This window comes from Sphingobacterium detergens (assembly GCF_003610355.1).
GTDB classification, from domain to species: domain Bacteria; phylum Bacteroidota; class Bacteroidia; order Sphingobacteriales; family Sphingobacteriaceae; genus Sphingobacterium; species Sphingobacterium detergens.
The window spans coordinates 380,076-395,025 of sequence record NZ_RAPY01000001.1 but is presented as its reverse complement, the minus strand read 5'-3'; the positions used below and the strand labels follow the sequence as shown (position 1 = coordinate 395,025).

The window sequence follows — 14,950 nt, the reverse complement described above, 5'->3', positions numbered from 1 at the left end:
CTCTTGAGTAAAGCTATTTATCTTTCAGAAGCGGCCGTGGATCAAAGACGACCTTTATCTTCAGGATCAACTCGTTTTCTACTTGATACCAGCCTGCACTAAAGATCTCCATTCCACCCATATCAATGTTATAGAAGATAGCAACATGATTACCATTTGTCATTACTTCTTTAATATTGTATTTAAACTTCATTTTCTTCATATCCGCAATATAATGATCCGCAGTATGCCGACTCCCAAGCACCCCCTCGAACACCATATCACTATCCAATAATTCATATGCAGCAGTAAAATCTTCTTTATTCAGACTTTCGAGAAAACTGAGCACAATGTATTTCGCCGATTTCATTTCTTTCTTTTTTATGGTTATTTATACTATTCCTTATTTGGCCATTACTATTATGAATACTTAAATAGAAATTCACAACATCCTGTCCCAGGCCAGTTAAATAAAAGAACAACAAAATTGACGAAGCGTTTGATAATTTTTTATTTTTCCCTTACCCTTCTATCATTTATACCCCTTATATTTCCGGCAAAACAAAGATTCAGTATTGAAAAGCAGCCCTTATCTAGCTTTACCACTGGCATCAAAAAATAACTTGACAGGGTCAAAAATTTATTTAAATTTGTTTGTAACAAGAGAAGTAAGTAACCTTTCTTTATAAATCCTAACACAATTGAACCATGGCAGAGAACAAAGTTTTATCTCAATTGACCAACGAGGAGTTAAACAAAAAGAAAAAACAGTCCATTGGAGTCATGATATCTTTTGGTATTGTCATGTTTATAGCTATTGTAGTTTTGGTCTATCTTTCCTTTAAAACAAAAAAGTACGCTCTTTCAGGCATTGCAGCTTCCTTGTTTTGTGTATTTATACCGATCTATGTGAATAATATACAGATCAACCAAGAACTCAAATCGCTCCAATCCAAGAAGGACTAAATTGCAATTTTGTAGCTGTATAGATCGCTGTAACGACTATAGAAACTAAGTACGTGATGTATTGGAACAATATGGCCCACTATCGATCATAGAATGAGTAGGCTTTAACAGTGAGAATCATTTTTTTCAACTAAAAGCGATTCACCCCAGTCATTTAATTTCCACAGCACCTCTACCAGACTTTTACCTAGTGGTGTCAGTGTATATTCTACCCGCGGGGGTAGCTCTTTAAAAACCTCCTTGCGAAGTATTCCGTCATGCTCCAACTCCTTTAGCTGTTGATTCAATACACGCCGATCCACCTTAACAATACCACGCAACATTTCGCTTGGACGCTTTTCACCCTGATTGATACGCCAGACAATCGGAATTTTCCATTTCCCACTGATCGCATTGACTGCAAATTCTAATGGGCATATTTTTTCTTCTATGGCTCTATCCGTTTTTTTCATAATGTTGACTTTTTTAGCCCATAGTGACAATTTTATGCGTTATTGTACTTATGGATTAACTTTCGAATCTTTGCAAAGATTAGGAATAAATATGAAAAATAGACAAGAGGATATGCCAGTATTAAATAAAAATTCAGCAAAACAGTGCCGATCACCAAAACGAATAGGCGCACGAAAAACAAGTGAGATACCAGCATCTATTCTGGAACAATTGAACAAGGGTGAGATTGAAACTGCCAATCTTGTTGAGTGGTTAGCCGTAGACCAAGCTATCTTATTAAACCACCTACTTACAAAGCATGATCGGACAGCCTATCTTAAGCCGATACTAAACGAAATTAATCAGTTAAAAAAACGGACTGTCAATACCATCAATGAAGCCATCGGAATTGGACTTCTTGAACAGATCACACAGCAAAATGATATCGTTTTCTTCCAGACGATATCGCTTCATCCGGCTGATCTGGTTCGTTGTTGGGCCGCATATACTGTTGGGAAAAATAAGGATCTAAGTATCTCCGAAACATTAGACCAGATCCAACAGTTTGCTGCTGATCCACATTTTGGTGTTCGAGAAATCAGCTGGCTAGTTGTACGTGAAAAAATAAGCAGCAACTTGCAAGAAAGCATTTCTATTCTTACCGAATGGGCTACCAACAGCGATGAAAATATCAGGCGTTTCGCATCAGAGGCCATTCGACCGAGAGGTGTATGGTGTGCACATATTGATGCGTTAAAACAAAATCCCGCCATCGCCTTATCCATATTAGAAGCCTTGAAGTCCGATCCATCCCGATATGTGCAAAATAGCGTGGCCAATTGGCTGAATGACGCCGCCAAGACCTGTCCGCTATTTGTTAAAGAATTATGTACCAGATGGGAAAGAGAAAGTAAAAGTAAAGAAACCATGTACATCGTAAAGCGAGCGATCAGAAACCTTAATAAAGACAACAAATAACGCTAAATATCAAATCATTTTTAATTTTTCATACAACAGGAAATACGTACATTTGGTATACATCAACTCACGGATTAGGCCATGCAGATACTCCCGCCAAAAGAATTATTGCCTTACATCAAACACTACCTCTTTTTGGAAAGCGCTGCTGATCCGCAAAAAACGCTACGCTTATTCTCGGACGGCAATACAGGAATGGTCTTTCTTTTGAATCAAGGCCGATTATCCATCAACCGAAACGATCATCTCCCCCAGTCATTTTTGTATGGTCAGATCAGTCATTTTAAAGATCTCTGTCTGATCGAACGCATTTCCTTTATTATTGTTGTATTTCAACCCGATGGTCTCTACAAATTACTGGGTATACCGGCACATGAGCTAAAAGATCAAATCATCGGCTTAAAGGATATCTTTGGACAGTCAGCAGACCGGCTTTACGATCAGCTTATGTACTGCAAGCATCCAACAGCTAAATTAAATGCATTAAACACCTTCTTTTGTACACTCGCCATTCAACACAAATCGCTAGGTCAGACCTCCTTTTCTAACGTATTAAAATATATTACCGATCACAAAGGGCGCCTCTCTGTGGAAGAACTACTCAAACTCAGTGGTCATAATGAGCGGCAGATGGAACGGATATTTGCCGAACAGGTCGGGATGAGTCCCAAAAAATTCGGACGTATTGTCCAACTCCATTGCTTTTTGAAGTTACTTCGCAATAAACCTGATGGTACAACACTGACGACCATCTCCTACGAAAGCGGGTATTTTGATCAATCTCATCTCATCAGGACATTTAAAAAATATACTGGTTTTACACCATCCATATATTTGAACAATACAAGCAGACTGACAATCAATTTTATGGAATTCCAAGCCTTGCCTGATCGCTTGTCGGGTTTGTACAATTTATCTTAACAACTTACAAGTAGATTTGTCTATAGATCAAAGAAAGAAATATGGACAAATTAAAAATTGCCACAGCACAATTTGAGCATAAAAGTGCGGATAAAGCCTATAATCTGACAATCATAGAGCACCTTGCGCAACAGGCCGCAGCCCAAGGTGCTGATGTGATTGCTTTTCACGAATGTTCCATTACTGGTTATACTTTCGCAAGAAATTTAGATAAACAGCAAATGCTCGATATTGCCGAACACGTTCCCAAAGGAAACAGCACCCAGAAGTTGATCGAGATAGCAACCAAATACAATATCACCATTCTTGCCGGTTTATTTGAAAAAGATGAAAACGACAATTTATATAAGCCCTATATCTGTGTCGACAAAGATGGCTTAGTTGCCAAACATCGCAAATTACATCCCTTCATAAACCCTTATCTGACCCCAGGTCAAGCTTATACGGTATTTGAGATCAAAGGATGGAAATGTGGCATTTTGATCTGCTACGACAATAATGTCATTGAAAATGTACGCGCAACAAAATTATTAGGAGCTGACATTATCTTTATGCCACATGTGACCATGTGTACTCCTTCATCTAGACCTGGAGCGGGCTTTGTGGATCCTCAGCTCTGGCATAACCGTGAAAATGACCCAACCTCCTTGCGATTGGAGTTTGATGGAATGAAAGGACGTAGCTGGTTAATGAAATGGTTGCCAGCCAGGGCCTATGACAACGCGGTTTACACCGTGTTTTCAAACCCCATCGGAATGGATGACAATCAGTTAAAGAATGGTTGTTCAATGATCTTAGATCCTTTCGGGGATATTCTCGCAGAATGCCATACATTTGACGATAGTTTTGTCATAGCCACAGTCACACCCGAAAAACTGATACAGGCTGGCGGACATCGTTATATCAGCGCCCGACGACCAGAACTCTACCGCAACATTATTGGTCAGCAACATGAAGCAGAGCAAAAAGTAGTCTGGTTACATACAGAATATAGCTAATCTCCATCAATCCAGCAACTGATTTAAGGTCTCTCAACCGAAGTCTTAAATCAGTTGTTTCACGATTATCCACCAGAGGTACCCCAGCCATCTGTCAATTAAAGTATTGCGAACATTTTTTTCGCTAAGCATCGCGCTACAACACCTTATTTATGTTAATTTAGCGGATTAATATTCACTAGCAGTTTAAATAAAATTATGAACTATATCCGAAGATATTGGAACATACTCACGAATATCGGAACGCATCCGGATATGTCCTATATCGACCTCAAAAGGATACAGATGGTCAACTTGATTGCCATACTTTGTTTATTGCCCACACTTTGCTTTTTTATCCTTAATATCATCGACCAACGTTACCTGCTGTCGACGATCAACCTATCCAATACCATTTGCTCTATTTCGGTACTCTTTCTACAATACGACGGTAAACATAACTTTGCGAAGGCGATGTTATTGGTCAGCAATTTCATCTTTTTTCTTTTGGGAGCGATATTATTTAAAAATGGCGGAGAATATTTTCTATTATGCACCCTGATCGCGTCCATGTTACTCTATGACGACCGTCGTATCCATATCTTTTTCTGCCTTGCTACTGCTTTCGCCATTGCATTGCTCTATTTCTTTCCGACCATTGTTCCTGTAGCCCAACGTGTCCCCAGGCTAAGACTGATCTTCAACATTAGCAATGCACTTGCCTTTATTGTTATCGCTGTCAACTCCTTCCTACAGATTATTTACAACAATATGGAGAAGATTGAGGAACAGCGTCGAAAACTTGAATCTATGAATCGCGATAAGGAGAAAATATTTTCCATTGTCGCACATGACATCAAAAGTCCATTTGCCAGTTTGGAGGCATTGGTATTGATGCTTCGTGACCAGATTCTCAACAATACCGTATCTAGAGAATACATACAACAGCTTTATCAACAGATTGTACATCAAAATCAAGCGCTGGACGACTTTCTGCAATGGGGAAGTAGCAGTATGCGTGGGATTACCAGCCCTGCTATTTTAGTGCTGATCGAACCATTGATCCGCGAAATCATCATATTGTTTACCGATCAAATACAAGCAAAACAGCTCAAGATAGAAGTTGCTATACCCGAAGGAACACATATCTTCGCCAATAAGGATCATACCTCCATTATTCTCCGAAACCTTATTAGTAATGCAATCAAATTTAGTTATGTGGCCGGAAAGATAAGTATTTATTGCAGTAGAAATGAGATTCATACCAACATTCATATCCAAGATGAGGGGGTTGGAATTAATCCCTCCAAATCGGCCTTACTCTTTAATGTAATACAGCATAAATCATTCGGTACGGAAGATGAACCCGGATCGGGCTTAGGGCTCGTATTATGTAAAGATCTGATCGAGCGCAACAAAGGTACAGTCGATATTCAGAGTATTCCCAATAAAGGTTCAATTTTCACTGTTGGCTTACCGTCATACCCCACCAGAAACCAGACCTCCAAAAAAGAAGCACAGACCTGTTGCTAAAAACCTGTCCGTGCTTCTTATGCCGTGCAATATCCCCACGTATTCCTTTAGCACTGTATTCAATCAACAGCAGTACAATTGAATTTCCTCTCCTAAAAGGTAAAAGTCACTAACAGGGCCTTATGATCTGTAGGCCATATTCCTTTTGGAAGCAAAAATTCATCTTCGCTATCTTTACCCTGCTTTTTGGCATATTTCACTGTTTCCGCAGGTCCCACAATTCTCGCCTTCACCACTTTTAATGGTAGCTTACTACGATAATAGACATAGTCTATTCTGTCCCGATCATCCGCTGTAGGTGCCCAGACCAACTTATCAATAGGCACATCCTTATTGAACGCCGGATAGGTAAAGCCGGGATGACTTACCGGGTTAGGATACTGCACACGAAAACTATCTTTAAATCCTGCCTTTTCCAATAGAACTGAACAGTCCCAAGGTACTACAGCACCCCGATGGTCAAACAGATCCTTTGTCGCTACAGTCCAATCCAGATGTGAAGGTTCATTAAAATCACCCGCAACAATAAAGGATTGCGATTGCTTCTCCCCCTCCACATCGTGTATAATATCACGTATCGCCTCATCCCTTTTGCTTTTACGATTGGCTTCCACAATTGCCGATACCTCAGTAATCGGATTTTCCATTTTCTTCCAGGTTACACCATCATACCCCCTAGGTAGGTAACAGGCATAATTGGTATAATCCAGGTGTAAAGAATAAAAGACAAAATCGCGTTTGCCAACTTTGATCTTACTTTTCAACACACCTCCCATCCCACTATCTTTGCCATACAATGCGTGTTGGTCCGTCACTGGAAATTTGGAGATCAATCCAACATCCAGCTTTTCATCACTTGACTTACCAAAATAGCTCGCTCCTTTGGATTTTAATTCCGCTAATATTCGCTGGATATAATCTGTCCCTTTGTAATTACGTACCTCACTAAAGAGCACGACATCCGCATTCTTGTCGATGATTTCATCCGCAATAGCCGGGAAGCCATTGGGTACGACTGTCCCCTCCTGCCAAATATTGATCTGCAGCACTTTCAATTCAGTTTTCCCCTGAGCGACTATGATCTGTCCAATGTTGAGCAGTAGCAACAACATTATAAATTTTCCTATTTTCATCTATATGGTATATATTTACGCATCAGTATATAAAACTTGCCTTAGCGAACTAAGGCAAGTCTAATCTTCAAATATCCAAAGACTTTGGCACAAGTCCTATTTTATTTTTGTAACAACCATATGATTTTGTCTACATTGTCTACACCACCCCATTGACGTTGTATCGCCGCATCCACATTCTCCCGATTGGTATCAAATTCTGAGCTTGGATACATCCAGCGCATCGGCATTTTTGTATTCGTGATATTCTGATTCGTATTCGGATTAATCGGAAATTTCGGATATCCTGTACGTCTATAGTCATAATACGATTCCCACTCGCGTTGCATAAAAGACAACAGGTATTTCTGATACATAATTTTCTCCAAATCTGTCTCAAAGTTTCCGGTTAAAAGGTTTGACGGATGGTTTTGTACAGCTTGTATATTGGCAGCATCAATCTTTTTATTATGGTGATAGTCCGCAACATCCGGTGTATTATCGGCCACAAATAGCATACTCGCACGGATAGCTTCATTGTAGTAGCTACTCGCCTGGCCTGGAATCCAGCCACGCAAGGCAGCTTCTGCCAAAATAAATTGCTGTTCAGCATAGCCTAACTTAACAATAGGCTCCCCGCTAGGCAATTGCGTATAACGTGCATTAATTCCTGAGAATTGACCAGAAGACCATCTTTTGCTGATCACATCAAATGAAGCTGAAGGGTCAACACTTAGATAAGCATCCGGACTATTGGCTGGCACCTGTTTATCTGTTTCGCTTTTTGCCGGTTTGGCAAAGTAATACAATCTGTTATCTGAGCTTTCCTTCAATTTATCGATGATTAGATAACTCAACATCGCATAGGGATTATGATTAAGCCGTGTAAAATATACAGGATAATATTCTTTGGCATTATTGGAATAAATGCGTTGAAAGTTGTCCGCATTAGAGGTCATCAAATCCGATTTCGCATAATTTTGAAAGCGGCTGGCCACTTTCAGGTCATTATCAGTCTGTTTAATAGACAAATGCATTAATACTTTAAGCTGAAAAGCGCGCACAGTCTTTCGCCATTTTACCGGATCACTCTTAAAAATTGGATCAGCTTCCAGCTTGACTCCTTTACCAAAAGCCTCATAAGATCGATCCAGATCATTTAAAATAGCCAACAAGGCTTCTTTCTGCGTATCATATTTAGGTTTCAAAATCCCGCTTTCCCCTTGGAACGCTTCAGTATAAGGGATATCTCCTAAAGTCATCGTTAGATAAAACATCTGGTAGGCTTTAGCAAAGTAATATAGTCCCTCATAAGCCGGCCTATTTGCATCAGTCGTCAACTCCAACATTTTATTGCCGTTGATTACTGTACTGTAGCCGCTCAGGTCCGATCGACCAAAAGAATTATATTGGTTGCCATCTGCGCTTTCTCCCCAGGCCAAGCTTTTAGATACCAGCTGGTTGGCGTAAAATGGCTTACCCATACTACTCGAAGTCAAATCCAAAATAATATTTGTCGCTAATAGCGGTCTTGACGCTCGTGTTGATCCATTGGGATCAGTATTGATATCCTCAAAATTATTACACGATGTAAACGTTGTACCCAAGGTCAATACTAGTACAAATAATTTATTTATTTTCTGTTTCATGATGCTACTGTTTAAGTTAAAATTGAAGTTTTACATTCATCCCGATATATCGGATTGACGCTGAGTTTAAGTTTTCTTTACCGATATCCGGGTCCGAATATTTAAAGTCCTTGGCCCACATCCACAGATTCTGCCCGATTAAACCTACCGATGTATTTTTGGCTTTGATCTTCTGTGACCAGGCAACTGGCAAACGGTATTCTAAGCTCAGATCTCTTAATTTGACAAAGGTCTGCGAAAACATAAATTGTGATCTTGGACTACCAATATAAGGTGCCATACGAATTTGATAGTTTTCATAGGACACCGGTACATCATTGGCAGTAAATACACGGTCATCTCTGGTGATATTACCATACGAATCGTAATCAACAGAACCAGAAAGCACCTTCACACCTTGACCTACATAATTATTCTTACCATTGACCACCATATCATAGCGGTATTCGTTATCACTATCAGGGTGACTTCCCGAATTCCACATGGCCTGATCAGTCACACTTTGAGCAATACCACCAACACGACCATCAAAAGATAGGTTTAAGGTAAACTGCTTGTATGAAAAAGTATTTGACCAGCCCCAAATAAAGTCAGCTTCGTTAAAGCCAGCGACAGTTTGGTAGGCACTCGCTCTAGGTAATCCGCCATAATGGATAATATTACCACTAGGGTCTCTTTCCCAATCATTAATAGCCACCCAGTTCCATCGAGCACCATCTTTTACCCAAGGTCTATCTGTGGAGTAATCCGGATCCACCCGATCATACGTATAGCGTTCTCGAGACCAGTTGATTTTGGAATTCCAATTAAAGTCAGCACTTTTTATAACGTCCGCACCTAGCATAATCTCCACACCGCGTCTGCGTAGGTCTTCTTTGATATTGATCTGTGTTCTAGAAAATCCTGAGGCAGAGCTGATAGCCGCATCACGCTGTTGGTTAAATGTTAATGCGTCATAGTAGGTAAGATCAAATTGTATTCTATTTTTCAGTAAATTGATTCCAGTACCCAATTCCCATGAATCCATTGTGACTGGTTTAATCGAAGCATTTCTTAACGTGGATGGATAAGAAGCTGTTCCTAACCCCTGCCAAACATCGCTATTAATTGTATACTGTTGGTTAATGGCGTAGATATCGGGAGCCGTTTTTGTCCTTGTCCAAGAGCCTCTTACCTTCCAGAAACTAATGGCCGAAGGCAGATTCAATAAGTCAGAGAGTACCACACTGGACAATACCGAAGGATAGAAAAATGAACGATTATTTTTGTCCAATGTAGAGCTCCAATCGTTACGTCCCGTCACTTCCAAAAAAACGGCATTTTTCCATGAAGCAGTAAATCGTCCATATATTGCATTCTCCTGGCGCCGCTCGAGTTGAGATGTTGTTGTTGCTGGATTGACCGAAGCTTTTAACGAATAGAATCCTGGAATCGTTAGCCCACCTGAGGTGCTTCCATTTTGGTTATCCTTATTGCGGTAGTTTATTCCCGTACCCACGAAGCCCTCAACATTGAATTGGCCAAACTGTTTCTTTGCTGTTGCCATCAAATCTCCATTCACACTATAGCCACCCTCACGGCTTGTTGAGAAATAGCCTAACCGGTGCCATCCCCCCACGGCACCAATTGGATTTTGGTATTGGTCGAGCTGCGAATAAACATCCGAACCCAGACGTGCCGTGATTGTCAGCCAGTCGTTTGACTTAAACTCGGTATTTAGGTAGCCATTTAGGATATTGTAATCACCGGAATGCACAATTTCATTAGCGATAAAATACGGGTTATCATACCAGGAAGCATCCATCCAGTTCTGTTTTTCATTAGGTGTCACCCAATAATTCTTATAATCCCTAATATCGTATTCGGTTCCCGACCAAACAGTTAGGTTGTAAAGAATACCGCCACCACCATACCCTGTGGCTCCCATATTTGGATAGTACCGCTTATTATAATTCAGCCCGCCCTCAAATTTAAATTTACCAGCAGTCATATCACCGGAGACGGCGTAAGTCATCTTGTTCAGCTTGTTGTTTTCATACTGGCCTTTATTATATACATGCGTAAAAGAAGCTCTGACGCCACCATTTTCACCCCGTTGAGCGATACTGATATTATTATTGGTAATAAAGCTTTGTTGTTGAAAATTTTTCAGATTATCTTTTCCTACAGATCGTAATTCGGTATCCTCTTCCTGAAAAGTATAAGGGTTATAAATCTTTGCGGTTCTTCCGATATCCAACTTATCGCCCCAGACATAACTTCCCGGTTTATATTTACCGCCCTGTCCTGTACTATAGGATGTCTGGACCTCTGGTCTCCGCAGATAACCCGCATTAAACATTGTACTACTATTAAGCTGCACATCCAATCCCTTTCCCTTACTCTTTTTTGTGGTAATCATGATGGCTCCGGCACCGCCTCTGGAACCATATAACGCCGCAGCTGTTGCTCCTTTCAATACGCTGATATCTTCTATATCATCTGCCGGAACATCCCGTAGACTAACAAATTGCGACGCTACCCCATCAATTACAATCAAGGGTGTACGCCCGCGTAGTTCAATTGTTGGCGTAGTGTTAAACTCAGTGCTATTTTTAATATTCAGACCGGCCACACGCCCTGTCAACGAAGTCGCTACATCCACACCTTTAGCTGAAGAAAGTGCTGCTCCACCTACCTTTTGGACAGCATAACCCAACGCTTTCTGTTCACGTTTTACCCCTAAGGCGGTCACCACGACTTCATCCAATGCCCTGTTTCCTGTGTTCAACTGGACACGAAGTTCATGTGAGCTTGAAGGGCTCAGCTCCACACTTTCAAAACCAAGAGCATTGACGAATAGATTTTGATCAGCTTGAACACGGATCGTAAATTTCCCCAGTTGATCCGTACTTGTTTTTCGTTCCCCTTGACTTACCGTTGCTCCGGAAAAGGGTTTTTGTGATTCATCCAATACGATACCACTGACCGTAATCAGCTGCTGTTGCCCTTCCGATTTCGTAACACTTGATTTTTCCTTTACCGAAAGGATGATATTTCCTTCCATAATACGGTAACTGATTTCAGTGCCTTTAAAAAGTCGCTCAAGCACGGCATTGATATCCTCGCCCTTGGCATTGACCGAAAAACTACGCTTAGTGTCAATCTGATTGTTGTTGTAGAAGAATCGAAAACCCGATTTCTTTTCAATTTCATCCAGGATTGTCTGCATGCTTTTGTTGCTGACAGACAAAGTCAGTGACTTCTGCTGGGCTTGGACAAATTGGAATGCAGAGATTCCAAAACCCAATAAGATCAGTTTTAATCTTAACTTGTTCATGATAATGGTTAATAAATTGTATAAGTAGAATTTTATTGTTTACATAGTAATAAGGCTTATTTATAGAGTTCCACCGTGATCGAACCATCGGTTTTGCTACCATCATTGATCATATTATATTGGATCTGCGAGGATATTTTGATATGCTCCAACACCGTAATCAATTGTTGTGAATCAAACACACCCGTAAACCGTTCGTCATTCAGTTTCGACGATTTCAAATTAAACTTAACATTGAACCGCTTGGATACAATTGTCAGTAACTCAGTTAGACTCGTGTTCTTGAGTACGATCTGATTATCTTTCCAGGAGGTCAGGGTCTTCTCATTTAATGCGTTAGGCACTATCGACTGATTTTTCCTGTTATAGACTATAGTCTGGCTCGGTTTCAGTAGCAAGGATTTAGACCCTGTATTGGATTGGTAATTAAACTGTACACTTCCCTCTTCGAGCGTTGCCCGCACAGTCGAGTCCGTATGGTAGGCATCTACATTAAAACGGGTCCCCAATACCTCAATAGCCGCCTGCGCAGGAGTCTGTACTTTAAATTTCTTTTCAGGATTTTTTGTTACATCAAAAAAGGCTTCACCGTCCAGTTTGACAAGTCGCTCTTTATTGAATTTCTGCGGATAGCTGATCACTGTATTTGCATTCAACCACACCGTTGAACTATCTGGCAATCGTATTGAAGCTACCATTCCTGGATTGGTCCGCATGGTAACCCAAGCTTCGGAACCAGAACGGTTGTCGTACCATTGATACAACTGAACCAGCAACAGTGGAATAAACAGTACTGCCGCTGCACGTTGGAGTACCCGGAGATAGCTCAGCGATCGAACCGGCCTAAATTCACCGATTTTCCCGGTCATTTTCTCAAATGCCTGATCAGTATCAGTGCTCTCCAAAGTCGTGTAGGCATCGATCTGATGGTAAAATTCACAGAAGGCACGTGCTCTGTCCCGATTGCTTTCTGATTCCAGCAGCCAACCCCGCAAAAACTCCTCTTCATCTGCCGCTAAATTATTATTAACAAAATTCAAAAGCAGAGTTTCTATATATTCATCATTTTTATGCATTTTTACAATGATTTTAAAGGATGACTATTTAAGGGGAGTATATCCTAAAAATTTTTTTATTTTTTTATGAATACGAGTTTAGGCGACGAGATCCTCGTCGAAAATCTGGTTAAAGGAGATAAATACGCATTCGAGTCTATTTTCAAAAAGTACTATGCCCCGCTATTGGCTTATGGGAAGCAATATGTGGAATTAGCTGATGCACAAGAAAATGTACAGGACTTGATGTTATGGCTCTGGAACAACCGTGAGAACCTCTATTTTAGTACTTCCCTAAAAAGCTATCTATTTGCAGCTGTACGCAACCGCTGTTTGACAGCAATCAAGAAGGAAAAAACAAAAGCAAGTTCTTTTTATGAATTAAGCCAGCTGAGTGGATTCGAGCTATCGAGCCAGGATCTCTATTTTGAAAAGGAACTGAAAGAGAAGATCGATAAAGCAATCGCCAATCTGCCTAGTTCGTTTCGTGAGGCTTTTGAATTGAATAGGTTTGAGAATCTCACCTACAAAGAGATTGCGTTAAAATTAGGAGTGTCACCCAAGACCGTTGATTACCGCATCCAACAAGCGCTGAAAATCCTGAGGAAAGACCTCAGGAATTACCTGCCTTTATTGGTCTATTTTTATCCCATGCTACGCATATAACTTTCCGGTTTCTATACTCGCCCCTTACGCATCAAGTTGAAACACCATTTTGTTATTGAGCTTATTTTTTACTAGATTATCTGCTACCACTTAAAGCAAGAAAGCGTCTTAGTTGCTATTCGAACACTAGGCCTATCTATAAACAAAAAAACTGAGAGGCTTGTTGTAAAGAGTACATTATTCAAAAAAATCCCCTAAGCTTTTGTGCTTAGGGGAAATTCATGACGAAATCTATTAACCGATAATTATATTCGGCAACCGTTTTTAGCAGAAAATAGTACAGTGGTTTTCCATTAATGACTATTCAAGTGTACCGAATTTACCAGCCTGAAAGTCTTCAAAAGCCTGATAGATTTCCTCTTGTGTGTTCATTACAAAAGGGCCATAGCTTACAATAGGTTCGTCAATAGGTTCTCCACTCATAAACAGTAAGACAGCTTGCTCATTGGCCTTGATCACGACTTCTTCACCATCGTTTTCAAACAGCACAAAACTATGTTCTTTGGCCAACTGTCCATTGACCTCCGCTTCTCCATTGACTACCAGAATGGCGGAATTGTGATGTTGCGGAACATTAAATGCTGTCTGATGGCCCTTTTCTAATTTAATATCAAAGAGATTGACTGCAGTATAAGTTTCGGCAGGTCCCTTTGTATCCTGAAATACACCGGCTATGATATTGACGATCCCGCCATTTTCAGGCAACTGTACTTTGCCCATCTGATCTGCCGTAATACCCTGATAATGTGCTTTGGTAGATTTATCCTTTGCAGGAAGATTAACCCAAAGCTGTACCATTTCAAAGGGGCCACCAGCTCTGGAGAAATTCTCCTCATGATACTCTTTGTGCAATATTCCTGCTCCAGCTGTCATCCATTGAACATCCCCGGGATTGATCACCCCGCTGTTGCCCGAACTGTCGTGATGTGCTACACTGCCTTTATAGGCGATTGTAACTGTTTCAAACCCTTTATGCGGATGAACATCTACCCCACGAATATGATCTGATGGACCAAAATCAAATTCCGCATTGAAATCCAATAAGAGGAAAGGACTCATCCGTCTTTTGGTAATGCCGTTACCGGGAACCATATTATACACACGGAATCCGTCACCTACCATACCCGGTTGTGCGGGACGAGGGAAGATTTTTTCAATTGATTTTTTCATTTTTAATACTCCTATCTTTTGAATTCATACATCACCGAATACACTCCGCTTGCTTGCTTGCTTGCTTGCTTGCTTGCTTGCTTGCTTGCTTGCTTGCTTGCTTGCTTGCTTGCTTGCTTGCTTGCTTGCTTGCTTGCTTGCTTGCTGTTCAATTTTGTATATTCAAATTTACGCAAACAAAGAGGTATAAGCC

14 protein-coding genes are annotated in these 14,950 nt (G+C 40.6%); 6 read left to right on the top strand and 8 right to left on the bottom strand.

Going from position 1 to position 14,950, the window contains the following annotated elements:
- Positions 1-13: 13 nt before the first annotated feature.
- Positions 14-349 carry a nuclear transport factor 2 family protein gene (locus DFQ12_RS01650; protein ID WP_120257291.1) on the bottom strand — a complete coding sequence of 112 codons (336 nt, stop codon included), beginning with the start codon at positions 347-349 and terminating at the stop codon, positions 14-16.
- Positions 350-687: 338 nt separating this feature from the next.
- Here DFQ12_RS01650 and DFQ12_RS01645 point away from each other — a divergent pair, with 338 nt between their 5' ends.
- Positions 688-945, top strand: coding sequence for a hypothetical protein (locus tag DFQ12_RS01645; protein WP_120257290.1), 258 nt, complete (start codon positions 688-690; stop codon positions 943-945).
- Positions 946-1,049: 104 nt separating this feature from the next.
- Here DFQ12_RS01645 and DFQ12_RS01640 read toward each other — a convergent pair whose 3' ends face one another.
- Positions 1,050-1,397 carry a winged helix-turn-helix transcriptional regulator gene (locus DFQ12_RS01640; protein ID WP_120257289.1) on the bottom strand — a complete coding sequence of 116 codons (348 nt, stop codon included), beginning with the start codon at positions 1,395-1,397 and terminating at the stop codon, positions 1,050-1,052.
- Positions 1,398-1,488: 91 nt separating this feature from the next.
- Between DFQ12_RS01640 and DFQ12_RS01635 the strand changes: the two genes are divergently transcribed.
- The 4 genes from DFQ12_RS01635 to DFQ12_RS01620 all read left to right on the top strand — a co-directional run bounded on the left by DFQ12_RS01635 (position 1,489) and on the right by DFQ12_RS01620 (position 5,786).
- On the top strand, positions 1,489-2,355 hold the full coding sequence (locus DFQ12_RS01635) for a DNA alkylation repair protein (protein WP_244211654.1): 867 nt from the start codon (positions 1,489-1,491) through the stop codon (positions 2,353-2,355).
- 81 nt (positions 2,356-2,436) lie between these two features.
- Positions 2,437-3,276: a helix-turn-helix transcriptional regulator gene (locus DFQ12_RS01630; RefSeq protein WP_120257288.1), complete on the top strand. Its 840-nt coding sequence runs from the start codon at positions 2,437-2,439 to the stop codon at positions 3,274-3,276.
- Between the two features lie 41 nt (positions 3,277-3,317).
- A complete protein-coding gene (locus tag DFQ12_RS01625) occupies positions 3,318-4,274 on the top strand; it encodes a nitrilase family protein (protein WP_120257287.1) in 957 nt (318 codons plus the stop codon).
- Positions 4,275-4,472: 198 nt separating this feature from the next.
- Complete coding sequence (locus tag DFQ12_RS01620; protein ID WP_120257286.1) at positions 4,473-5,786, top strand: sensor histidine kinase; 1,314 nt, start codon at positions 4,473-4,475, stop codon at positions 5,784-5,786.
- A 92-nt stretch (positions 5,787-5,878) separates the two neighbouring features.
- Here the strand turns inward: DFQ12_RS01620 and DFQ12_RS01615 are convergent, their stop codons facing one another.
- The 4 genes from DFQ12_RS01615 to DFQ12_RS01600 all read right to left on the bottom strand — a co-directional run bounded on the left by DFQ12_RS01615 (position 5,879) and on the right by DFQ12_RS01600 (position 12,942).
- Entirely contained in the window at positions 5,879-6,919 is a 1,041-nt protein-coding gene (locus tag DFQ12_RS01615; protein WP_208642412.1) for an endonuclease/exonuclease/phosphatase family protein, read from the bottom strand.
- Positions 6,920-7,020: 101 nt separating this feature from the next.
- Positions 7,021-8,547, bottom strand: coding sequence for a SusD/RagB family nutrient-binding outer membrane lipoprotein (locus tag DFQ12_RS01610; protein ID WP_120257285.1), 1,527 nt, complete (start codon positions 8,545-8,547; stop codon positions 7,021-7,023).
- A 16-nt stretch (positions 8,548-8,563) separates the two neighbouring features.
- Complete coding sequence (locus DFQ12_RS01605; protein WP_120257284.1) at positions 8,564-11,866, bottom strand: SusC/RagA family TonB-linked outer membrane protein; 3,303 nt, start codon at positions 11,864-11,866, stop codon at positions 8,564-8,566.
- Between the two features lie 56 nt (positions 11,867-11,922).
- Positions 11,923-12,942 carry a FecR family protein gene (locus DFQ12_RS01600; protein ID WP_120257283.1) on the bottom strand — a complete coding sequence of 340 codons (1,020 nt, stop codon included), beginning with the start codon at positions 12,940-12,942 and terminating at the stop codon, positions 11,923-11,925.
- Positions 12,943-13,008: 66 nt separating this feature from the next.
- Here DFQ12_RS01600 and DFQ12_RS01595 point away from each other — a divergent pair, with 66 nt between their 5' ends.
- Positions 13,009-13,587 (top strand): RNA polymerase sigma-70 factor, encoded by a 579-nt coding sequence (locus DFQ12_RS01595; RefSeq protein ID WP_120257282.1) that lies wholly within the window; start codon positions 13,009-13,011, stop codon positions 13,585-13,587.
- Positions 13,588-13,887: 300 nt separating this feature from the next.
- On the opposite strand, the gene DFQ12_RS01590 is transcribed toward DFQ12_RS01595, so the two are convergent.
- A complete protein-coding gene (locus DFQ12_RS01590; RefSeq protein WP_120257281.1) occupies positions 13,888-14,757 on the bottom strand; it encodes a pirin family protein in 870 nt (289 codons plus the stop codon).
- Between the two features lie 11 nt (positions 14,758-14,768).
- A complete protein-coding gene (locus tag DFQ12_RS28040; RefSeq protein ID WP_167457173.1) occupies positions 14,769-14,933 on the bottom strand; it encodes a hypothetical protein in 165 nt (54 codons plus the stop codon).
- Positions 14,934-14,950: the final 17 nt, after the last annotated feature.

Bases quoted from the DNA above. Each gene is read 5' to 3' on its own strand.
- DFQ12_RS01650 (WP_120257291.1), bottom strand. From the start codon at position 349: ATGAAATCGGCGAAATACATTGTGCTCAGTTTTCTCGAAAGTCTGAAT.
- DFQ12_RS01645 (WP_120257290.1), top strand. From the start codon at position 688: ATGGCAGAGAACAAAGTTTTATCTCAATTGACCAACGAGGAGTTAAAC.
- DFQ12_RS01640 (WP_120257289.1), bottom strand. From the start codon at position 1,397: ATGAAAAAAACGGATAGAGCCATAGAAGAAAAAATATGCCCATTAGAA.
- DFQ12_RS01635 (WP_244211654.1), top strand. From the start codon at position 1,489: ATGAAAAATAGACAAGAGGATATGCCAGTATTAAATAAAAATTCAGCA.
- DFQ12_RS01630 (WP_120257288.1), top strand. From the start codon at position 2,437: ATGCAGATACTCCCGCCAAAAGAATTATTGCCTTACATCAAACACTAC.
- DFQ12_RS01625 (WP_120257287.1), top strand. From the start codon at position 3,318: ATGGACAAATTAAAAATTGCCACAGCACAATTTGAGCATAAAAGTGCG.
- DFQ12_RS01620 (WP_120257286.1), top strand. From the start codon at position 4,473: ATGAACTATATCCGAAGATATTGGAACATACTCACGAATATCGGAACG.
- DFQ12_RS01615 (WP_208642412.1), bottom strand. From the start codon at position 6,919: ATGAAAATAGGAAAATTTATAATGTTGTTGCTACTGCTCAACATTGGA.
- DFQ12_RS01610 (WP_120257285.1), bottom strand. From the start codon at position 8,547: ATGAAACAGAAAATAAATAAATTATTTGTACTAGTATTGACCTTGGGT.
- DFQ12_RS01605 (WP_120257284.1), bottom strand. From the start codon at position 11,866: ATGAACAAGTTAAGATTAAAACTGATCTTATTGGGTTTTGGAATCTCT.
- DFQ12_RS01600 (WP_120257283.1), bottom strand. From the start codon at position 12,942: ATGCATAAAAATGATGAATATATAGAAACTCTGCTTTTGAATTTTGTT.
- DFQ12_RS01595 (WP_120257282.1), top strand. From the start codon at position 13,009: ATGAATACGAGTTTAGGCGACGAGATCCTCGTCGAAAATCTGGTTAAA.
- DFQ12_RS01590 (WP_120257281.1), bottom strand. From the start codon at position 14,757: ATGAAAAAATCAATTGAAAAAATCTTCCCTCGTCCCGCACAACCGGGT.